The organism is Modestobacter sp. SYSU DS0290, assembly GCF_054050955.1.
Genome location: NZ_JBJHAI010000032.1, coordinates 22,293 through 29,021 on the forward strand (window position 1 = coordinate 22,293; position 6,729 = coordinate 29,021).

Here is a 6,729-nt window from a genome sequence, read left to right on the forward strand (position 1 = left end):
GGTCAGGCCTCCGTCGTCTCGGTGCCGGCAGCCGCGGGGGTGGGCGCGCTCGGCCGGGGGCGGGTGGTGCGCTTCTCGATCTTCTTGCCGGCCGCACCGACGTGCACGACCCGCTGCACGAACACCCCGGGCAGGTGCACCGCGTCGGCCGGGATGCGGCCGGGCTCGACCAGCAGCTCGACCTCGGCGATGGTCACCCGGCCGGCCATCGCGGCCAGCGGGTTGAAGTTCCGTGCCGACTCGTGGAAGACCAGGTTCCCGTGCCGGTCACCCACCGCCGCGCGGACCAGGCCGTAGTCGGCGGTCAGCGCCGTCTCCAGCACGTAGTCGGTGTCGCCGAACCGGCGGACCTCCTTCGGCGGGCTGGTCGCGACCACGTTCCCGTCGGCGTCGTAGCGCACCGGGATGCCACCGTCGGCGACGAGCGTGCCCACGCCGGTGGGCGTGTAGAAGGCCGGGATGCCCGTGCCGCCGGCGCGCAGCCGCTCGGCCAGCGACCCCTGCGGGGTCAGCTCGACCTCCAGCTGCCCGGACAGGTACAGCCGGGCGAGCTCCTTGTTGCCGCCGACGAAGGAGCTGATCGTCTTGGCGATCCGCCCGGCGTAGAGCAGCACGCCCAGCGCCTGGTCGTCGACCCCGCAGTTGTTGCTGATCGTGGTCAGCCGGTCGGCGCCCTGCTCCAGCAGGGCGTCGATCAGCGCGATCGGCACCCCGCAGAGGCCGAACCCGCCCACCGCCAGCGTGGCGCCGGAGGGGATGTCGGCAACGGCCTCACGTGCACTGGGGACGACCTTGTCCATGCGGCTGACCACCGTCTCTCGTCGGCTGGGCCGGCGAGTGTCAGACGGGGCGACCCAGCTCGCGGATCCCGTCGAGCTTCGTGCCGAGCGTAGCGGTGACCCGCTCCGTCTCCGCCCGGACCTGCAACTGGGCGGAAACCGCGTTGCGGCACAGCACCAGCGAGGCGCCGGCCGCCAGCGGGGCCAGCAGCCAGGCGACCGGCCCGGCCTCGGTCGCCGTCCGCTCGTAGACCAGCACCCGGTCGCCGGCGACCAGGCCCAGCCGGGCGGCGAGCTCGTCGGCGGTGTGCGCGAGCTGGCCGAGGCCGAGCTGCACACCGCCGGCGAGCAGCCCTGGCCCGGCCGGGTCCAGCGGCTGCCACGGGGTGAAGACGTCGCCCTGCCCCCGCACCTCCAGCGCGAAGTCGCGGGCCGGGCCGGCGTACCCGGTCATCCCCATGCCCAGCGGGTGCAGCGAGAGGCCCAGCAGCTCGGGCAGGTCCTGCTCCTCCAGCGGCGGCAGCCGGTCCTGCGCGGCCAGCACGACGTCGGCCCCGGTCAGCCGGTCGTCGTCCTCGACCGCGGTGTCCAGCACCGCCGCGCCGCAGCTCCAGACGCCGAGCAGCACCGCCGCGGTCTGCCAGTGCACCGGCAGGGACACCGCGACCGTGCTGCCCGGGCCGACGTCGAACTCCTCCTGCAGCAGGTTGGCGGTCTTGGCCACCCAGTTGGCCAGGGTCGTGCCCGACAGCTCGGTGCGCTCGCCCGTCGCGTCGTCGTAGGAGGTCACCAGCGGAGCGGAGGCGTCCCGCCGCAGCGTCGCGGCCAGCAGGTCGGCCGGGGTGCGGGCCATCAGTTGATGCAGGTCGTGTCGGCGGCCGTGCGCGGGGCCTCGGCCGGGGCGCTCGGGGCGACCGGCTGCGCCGTGACCGGCTGGCCCACCCCGTTGAAGTCCGATCCGAGGACCAGCTGGACGGTGCCGCTGGTGGCGTCGGTGACCTGCTTGGTGACCGCGCCGGGGACCGTGGCGGCCAGCGTGGCGGCCAGGCCCTCGTCGCCGGCGGCGTGGCGGATCTCGGTGACCGCGTAGTCCGAGGAGTCGGCGTTGGCCGTCCCGGTGACCGGGAACCCGGCGCCCTCCAGCTCGGCGGCGGCGCTGGCGGCCAGGCCGCTGATGCCCGAGCCGTTGTAGACGTCGACGCGCACCTGGGCCGGGGCGATCGGGGCGGGCGCCTCGGTGGTCGCGTCGGCGGGGGGCTCGGGCTCGGCGTTCAGCTCGGCGAAGAACGCGTGCAGCGTGTCGGCGTCCTCGAGCTTGACGATCGACTTGCCGTCCTCGGTCGCGGGCCCCAGGTTGGGCACCGTCTGGAACTCGATGCCGCCGGCGGTGACCGACTGCATCTGCTGGGCCAGCTGCAGCAGGTTGAGGTTCTGGTCGACCGTGAGGGCCTGCGACGCGGCCTGGACCAGCTGCCGCTGCTTGCCCAGGTCGAGCAGGACGTCCTCGGAGAGCATCTTGCGCAGCACGCCCGCGATGAACACCTGCTGGCGGACGATCCGGTCGAAGTCGCCGCGGCCCTGGGGGCCGTAGCCGTGCCGCTGCCGGACGAACTTGAGCGCGTCCGCGCCACTGATCGTCTGCACCCCTGCCGGGAAGTAGGCGCCGGACCACTCGCGGTCGTCCACCGCATTGCAGAGGTTGACCTCGACGCCGCCGACGACGTTGGACAGCTCGAAGAAGCCCAGCAGGTCGACCTCGGCGTAGTGGTCGATCTGCAGCCCGGTGAGACCGCTGATGGTCTGCACCAGCAGCTGGGCGCCCAGGGCGTTCTTCGCCTCGTCGGAGGCACCGTCGGGGGCGTTCCTCCGGCCGTAGGCGTAGGCGGCGTTGAGCCGGTCCTTGCCGTAGCCGGGGATCTGCACGTAGGAGTCGCGGGGGAAGGAGACGAACGACGCCTTCGACCCGTCGGCCGGCACGTGCGCCAGGATCATCGTGTCGGTGTTGAGGCCGGAGTCCTCGCCCGCCTGCAGCTCGGCCAGCTGCTGCTCGGTGAGGTTGGCCCGGCTGTCGCTGCCGACCAGCAGCAGGTTCATCGCCTCGCCGGTCTTGACCGTCTCGTCGTTGCCGTCGCTGGGGATCGCGTTGGTGCGGTTCACCGTGGCGTCGGCGACCCGGCCCAGGTACCAGCCCCAGCCGCTGGTGGCCAGCACGACCACGGAGACCAGGAGGGCGACGGCGCGCCCGGTCCAGGTCAGCTGGCGGCCGCTGCCGGCGTCACCGGTGCGGCCGGGCGCACGTCCGGCGCGGGGGTCGAGGCGCGGGGGCAGCGATCGGGGGGTGTCGCCCCGGCGCTCGTCGTCTGTGCTCATCCGGTGTCCTCACGTCGAGGTGCCGACGTCGGTGCACTGCCCCCAGGGGGCCAGTCGTCCAGCGGCGTGATCGGCGGTGACTCTACGTCGATCGGAGGTGGGACCGGTCGTCACGCGGGCGACGTGTCCTGCCGCGGGGAACCACCAGTCACAGCCGCCACAGGGGCGGCGCGGCGGGGGAGGGGGCTGGCGTGACCGGGCGGGTCCGGACGGCCGGCGGAGTCGGGGCGGGAGGCGCGGATGGGGTCTGTGGGGCGGGCGGGTGCGCCCGATCCGCGTCGCCGTGCCCGAATCCCGCGGCGCCGCCTACGGTGACGGGGAACATTTCGTAACGAGGCAAGGAGTCGCACCGGTGGGTGCCCCCGAGATCTCCCGTCCGCGGACCGCCGCGGACGCCTTCGGCAAGGCCACGGATGGCGACGTCGAGCTCTCCATCGTGATGCCCTGCCTCAACGAGGCCGAGACGCTGGCCGTCTGCATCAGGAAGGCGCTGGGCTACCTCCAGCGCAGCGGGGTCCGCGGGGAGGTCGTGATCGCCGACAACGGCAGCACCGACGGTTCCCAGGCGATCGCCGAGGCCGAGGGCGCTCGCGTCGTCCCCGTCGCGGAGAAGGGGTACGGCAACGCCCTGATGGGGGGCATCCGGGGAGCGCGCGGTCGGTACGTCGTGATGGGCGACGCCGACGACAGCTACGACTTCTCCGACCTGGACGCCTTCCTGGCCGAGCTGCGCTCCGGGGCCGACCTCGTGATGGGCAACCGGTTCCAGGGCGGGATCGAGGACGGCGCCATGCCGCCGCTGCACCGCTACGTGGGCAACCCGGTGCTGTCCTTCGTCGGACGGCTGTTCTTCAAGGCCCGGGTGGGCGACTTCCACTGCGGGCTGCGTGGCTTCAACCGCGAGCGGCTGCTGGCGCTGGACCTGCACACCACCGGCATGGAGTTCGCCAGCGAGGTCGTGGTCCGGTCGGTCCTGGCCGGCCACCGGGTCAGCGAGGTGCCGACGACGCTGAGCAAGGACGGGCGCAGCCGCCCGCCGCACCTGCGCAGCTTCCGCGACGGCTGGCGTCACCTGCGGTTCCTGCTGCTCTTCGCCCCCCGCTGGCTGTTCCTGTTCCCCGGCTTCCTGCTCGCCGGGGTCGGCGCGGTCGCCACGCTGGTGCTCCTCATCACCCCGGTCACCATCGGCTCCGCGACCTTCGACGTGGGCACGCTCGGGTACGCGGCGGCCTCACTGCTGATAGGCAGCCAGGCCATCGCGTTCTGGTTGCTCACCAAGGTCTATGCGATCGAGGAGGGCTTCCTGCCCCCCGACCGCCGGCTGAACCGGCTGTTCGAACGCTTCACCCTGGAGGTCGGGCTGGTCCTGGGTGGTGTCCTGCTGCTCGTCGGCCTGATCGCCGCGATCGTCTCCGTCGTGCGGTGGGGGGCGGCCGATCTCGGCGCCCTGGACGTGCGGCAGCAGGTGCGCACGGTGATCCTCGCGATGGTCGGCCTGATCCTGGGCGCGCAGGTGATCCTCAACAGCCTCTTCGTCTCCATCCTCGGGCTCGGCCGCAAGAGCCGGCCCCGGGTCGACATGAGCGTCGACGCCCAGCACGCCCTCTGAGGCCACCGCCGACGTCCCGGCTCGACCGGGGCGTCGGGGTTCTTCCCCTGGTTCGGCTCACGCTCGGTGGACGGCTGCCGAAGACGGGAGTGCCGTGGGCTGCACCGTCCTCCGGCGAACTCGCTGGGACCCCGGAGGACAGACCGTGCGCCGTGTCGTGGCAGGAACCGTTGCCTCAGTGACCATGACCGGGTCACTCCTGGTGGTGCCGGTGCTGGCCGCCCCGCTGCCGGAGGCGGTCCCGGTCACCACCTCCGCCGAGCAGGTCCTCCTGGGCTCGGTCGCGCAGCCCACCACGGCCGCAGAGGTGGAGCAGGGCACCACCGCCCCCGTGGACGGGGTCGAGCCCACCGCGGCGAGCCTCACCGTGACCCGGACGGACGTGGCCCCCTTCTCCCTGGTCGGGGTGACGTGGGCGCACGACCCCGGGGTGACCGACACCGTCGTCCAGGTCCGGGTGCAGTCGTCCGCGGGGGAGTGGGGTGAGTGGACGGAGGTCCTCACCGAGACCGCCGACCAGGGCCCCCGGACGTCCACCGGCCGGCGGCTGCGCGGCGGCACCAGCCCGCTGTGGACCGGTCCGAGCACCGGGGTCGAGGCGGAGCTCGTGACGCGCAGCGGAGCCGCCCCGGTCGACGTGCAGCTCGAGCTCGTCGACCCGGGGGCGTCCGAGGCCGACGCCGCCGTGGCCGGCCCGGCATCGGACGGGGCGGCGCCCACGGACAGCGCGCACGCGGCGAGCGCGCAGCCGGCGATCCACTCCAGGGCGCAGTGGGGCGCCGACGAGCGGCTGCGGACCTGGGGTCCCCGGTACGCGAGCACCGTGAAGGCGGCGACGCTGCACCACACCGCCGACGCCAACGGCTACTCCGCCGACCAGGTGCCGGCCATCATGCGGTCCATCTACCGGTACCACGCGGTGAGCCTCGGCTGGGGCGACATCGGCTACCACGTCGTCGTCGACCGGTTCGGCGGTCTCTGGGAAGGCCGGAGCGGAGGCCTGTCCAGTTCCGTGATGGGGGCGCACGCCGGCGGCTTCAACACCGCCACCTTCGGGGTGTCCCTGCTCGGGAACCACGAGCTCGTCGAGGTCTCCCAGCCGGCTCTCGACGCGGTCGTCGCGGTCATCGCGTGGAAGTTCTCGCTCTACGGGGTCGACCCGCAGGGGAGCACGACGCTGGTCTCCGACGGCGGTGGGACGTCCCGGTACCGGGCAGGCGCCCGGGTCACCCTGCCGACGGTCTTCGGGCACCGGGACGTCGGTGCCACCGACTGCCCGGGCCGGTACGGCTACGCGCGGCTGGGTGCGATCCGGACCGGCGTCGCAGCCTCGATGGCCGGGGGCGTCGACCCGACCAGCGCGGTGGGCGCCCGCTACCTCGCGGACCCGGTGGCGCGCGCGGCGCTCGGCCCGGCCACCGGCGCGCAGCGTGCCGAGCAGGGGTGGGCCTGGCAGCCGTTCCAGCGCGGACGCATGTACGCCTCCCCGGAGACGGGTGTGCACTACCTCGTCAACGGGAACCTCGCGCTCTACCTGGCGCACGGCGGGCCGGCGAGGCTGGGACTGCCGTTGACCGACGAGCTGGTCGTGCCCGGTGGTGGGGGGAGCTACAACCACTTCCCCGCCGCGTCCATCTACTGGTCGCCGAGCACCGGGTCGCACCTGGTGGTCAACGCCATCCGCGCGCACTGGATCGCCGGCGGCTGGGAGCAGGGACGGCTCGGCTACCCGATCAGCGAGGAGATCGGGTCACCGGACGGTCGGGGCATCGTCCAGCACTTCCAGGGCGGTGACGTCCACTGGTCGACGAGCACCCCGAGCGTCACGGTCGCCGGGGGGCTGCGCACGGCCTACGAGCGGGGGGGGGGGGGGGGGGGGGGGGGGGGGGGGGGGGGGGGGGGGGGGGGGGGGGGGGGGGGGGGGGGGGGCGGGGGGGGGGGGGGGGGGGGGGTGGGGGCGGGTTTTTAGGT

General features: G+C 73.9%; 5 protein-coding genes. 2 read left to right on the top strand and 3 right to left on the bottom strand.

The genetic code is table 11. The features are described from left to right. Positions 1 to 2: 2 nt before the first annotated feature. The 3 genes from ACI795_RS18670 to ACI795_RS18680 are packed head-to-tail and all read right to left on the bottom strand — an operon-like array spanning position 3 to position 3,149. The gene (locus ACI795_RS18670; protein ID WP_457077098.1) at positions 3 to 800 is read right to left on the bottom strand and encodes a CoA transferase subunit A; all 798 of its coding nucleotides are present in this window, start codon (positions 798 to 800) and stop codon (positions 3 to 5) included. A gap of 40 nt (positions 801 to 840) precedes the next feature. Beyond that, positions 841 to 1,632 carry a TIGR03089 family protein gene (locus ACI795_RS18675; protein WP_457077100.1) on the bottom strand — a complete coding sequence of 264 codons (792 nt, stop codon included), beginning with the start codon at positions 1,630 to 1,632 and terminating at the stop codon, positions 841 to 843. Continuing rightward, a complete protein-coding gene (locus ACI795_RS18680) occupies positions 1,632 to 3,149 on the bottom strand; it encodes an LCP family protein (protein WP_457077102.1) in 1,518 nt (505 codons plus the stop codon). The genes ACI795_RS18675 and ACI795_RS18680 overlap by 1 nt, the downstream gene beginning before the upstream one ends. Positions 3,150 to 3,501: 352 nt before the next feature. Here ACI795_RS18680 and ACI795_RS18685 point away from each other — a divergent pair, with 352 nt between their 5' ends. Together ACI795_RS18685 and ACI795_RS18690 are read left to right on the top strand one after the other, a co-directional pair. Continuing rightward, positions 3,502 to 4,758, top strand: a complete 1,257-nt coding sequence (locus ACI795_RS18685) for a glycosyltransferase family 2 protein (RefSeq protein ID WP_457077104.1) — start codon at positions 3,502 to 3,504, stop codon at positions 4,756 to 4,758. A 184-nt stretch (positions 4,759 to 4,942) separates the two neighbouring features. After that, positions 4,943 to 6,727 carry an N-acetylmuramoyl-L-alanine amidase gene (locus tag ACI795_RS18690; RefSeq protein WP_457077106.1) on the top strand — a complete coding sequence of 595 codons (1,785 nt, stop codon included), beginning with the start codon at positions 4,943 to 4,945 and terminating at the stop codon, positions 6,725 to 6,727. The last annotated feature ends 2 nt before the right edge of the window (positions 6,728 to 6,729 follow it).

Bases quoted from the DNA above. Each gene is read 5' to 3' on its own strand.
- ACI795_RS18670 (WP_457077098.1), bottom strand. From the start codon at position 800: ATGGACAAGGTCGTCCCCAGTGCACGTGAGGCCGTTGCCGACATCCCC.
- ACI795_RS18675 (WP_457077100.1), bottom strand. From the start codon at position 1,632: ATGGCCCGCACCCCGGCCGACCTGCTGGCCGCGACGCTGCGGCGGGAC.
- ACI795_RS18680 (WP_457077102.1), bottom strand. From the start codon at position 3,149: ATGAGCACAGACGACGAGCGCCGGGGCGACACCCCCCGATCGCTGCCC.
- ACI795_RS18690 (WP_457077106.1), top strand. From the start codon at position 4,943: ATGACCGGGTCACTCCTGGTGGTGCCGGTGCTGGCCGCCCCGCTGCCG.